The sequence below is a fragment of the Burkholderia sp. LMG 13014 genome, assembly GCF_905232215.1.
Taxonomy (GTDB): domain Bacteria; phylum Pseudomonadota; class Gammaproteobacteria; order Burkholderiales; family Burkholderiaceae; genus Burkholderia.
Genome location: NZ_CAJNKE010000795.1, coordinates 1 through 2,242, shown reverse-complemented (window position 1 = coordinate 2,242; position 2,242 = coordinate 1). Strand labels below are relative to the sequence as shown.

The window sequence follows — 2,242 nt, the reverse complement described above, 5'->3', positions numbered from 1 at the left end:
GCGTCTCGCGCCCCAGCTCGAGGATCATCCGCTGAAGAACGGCGCGAAGCCGGCCGCCTTCGTGATCGCCGACCACACGAGCGGGACGGCCGAGCAGGATCTCGCCGCGAAGGGTTCGGCCGAGCTGCGGCGCGGCGACGCCGTCGTGAAGGCCGACGCGATCCACTACGATCAGGATACCGACATGGCCGATGCGTACGGCCAGGTCAAGGTGGTCAATGGCAGTACGTCGTTCGCAGGCCCCGAGGCGCACCTGAAGATCGAGGCGAACCAGGGCTTCATGACGGCGCCGAAGTATCACTTCAACATGACGGGCGGCTCGGGCAGTGCGGAGCGCGTCGACATGGTCGACAACGAGCGCTCGGTGTTCGTCAACGGCACCTACACCGCGTGCCAGTGCTCGACGAACCCCGCGTGGTACATCAAGGGCAGCCGCTTCGACTTCGATACGGGCGCCGACGAAGGCACCGCGCGCAACGGCGTGCTGTTCTTCCAGGGCGTGCCGATCTTCGCGAGCCCGTGGATGACGTTCCCGTTGTCGGGCGAGCGGCGCAGCGGCCTGCTGCCGCCGACGTTCTCGATGAGCTCGAACAACGGCTTCGAGCTGTCGCTGCCGTACTACTTCAACATCGCGCCGAACCGCGACCTGACGCTCACGCCGCGCATCATCTCGCGGCGCGGCGTGATGGCCGAGGCGACGTTCCGCTACCTGTCGCCGTCGTATTCGGGCACGTTTACGGCAAATTACCTGCCGGATGACCGGCTCGCGCACCGCAACCGCTACGCGATCTACTGGCAGCACCAGCAGAACTTCGGCGGCGGTTTCGGCGGTTACGTCTACTACAACAAGGTCTCGGACAACACGTATCCCGAAGACCTCGGGTCGACGAACCAGTTCGTCAACGGGACGCAGACGCTGTACCAGCAGGAAGCGGGCCTCACGTACAACAACGGCCCGTGGTCGGTGCTCGCGCGTTACCAGCACTGGCAGACGCTGCCGCCGTCGATCGCGCCTTACAGCCGCGAGCCGCAGTTGAACGTGAAGTACACGAAGTACAACGTCGGCGGCTTCGACTTCGGCGCGGAAGCCGACTATTCGCGGTTCCGCATCACGACGGCCGATGCGACCGAAGGCGACCGGATCGTCTTCAATCCGTACATCTCGTATGGCGTGTACGGCCCCGGCTACTTCGTCGTGCCGAAGGTCCAGTACCACTTCGCGTCGTACGACCTGAACTACCTGTCGTCGACCACCCCGAACAGCCCGAAGCGCTTCACCGAGTCGATCCCGACCGTGAGCTTCGATACGGGGCTGATCTTCGACCGCTCGGTGCGCCTGTTCGGCCAGGACTTCATCCAGACTCTCGAGCCGCGCCTGTACTACGTGTACACGCCGTATCGCGACCAGTCGAACGCGCCGTTGTTCGACACTGCGGAATCGGACTTCGGCCTCGCGGAGATCTATCAGCCGAACACGTTCGTCGGCAACGACCGGATCGCCGATGCGAACCGGATCACGGCCGGCCTGACGTCGCGCTTCATCGATCCGCGCACCGGCGACGAGCGCGCGCGCTTCGTGATCGCGCAGCAGTACTACTTCGCCGATCAGCGCGTCACGCTGAATTCGGGGCAGTCCGCCGCGCAGGCGCGCCACTCGGACCTGATCGTCGGCGCCGCGCTGAAGCTCGGCTCGGGCTTCATGTCGGAGACGGCGTTCCAGTACAACCAGAACAACAACCAGCTCGTGAAGTCGAGTGTCGGTTTCGGCTACAGCCCGGGCGAGCGCCGCGTGATCAACGTCGGCTATCGCTATACGCGATCGAACACCACGCTCGACAACCAGCCGATCAACCAGTTTCTGGTGTCCGCGCAGTGGCCGCTCACGCGCCGCCTGTATGCGATCGGCCGCTTCAACTACGACATCGCCGGCGATCGCGTGGTCGACGGTCTGGTCGGCTTACAATACGACGCGGATTGCTGGGCGCTTGGGGTCGGGGTGCAACGGGCTGCGAACGGTATCAATTCGTCGGGACAGCAGAATTCGTCGACGCGAGTCATGATGCAGCTGACACTCAAGGGCCTGTCGACGGTCGACAACGGCCTCGTGTCCGCATTCCGCGCCGGGGTGCCGGGCTACACGCCGCTGCCGCCGCCGCCGCCACCGATGTCCCGCTTCAGCAACTACGAGTAACGCCGGCTTGTCTGCACCGGTCAGCACGATTTCAATGGAGTTCCAGTGGCA

Annotated in this window: 1 protein-coding gene; it reads left to right on the top strand. The window is 64.6% G+C overall.

All coding sequences use genetic code 11. The features are described 5' to 3' along the window. The coding region (locus tag JYJ84_RS34680; protein ID WP_205190129.1) for an LPS-assembly protein LptD at nucleotides 1-2,191 on the top strand (2,191 nt) is incomplete at its 5' end. Nucleotides 2,192-2,242: the final 51 nt, after the last annotated feature.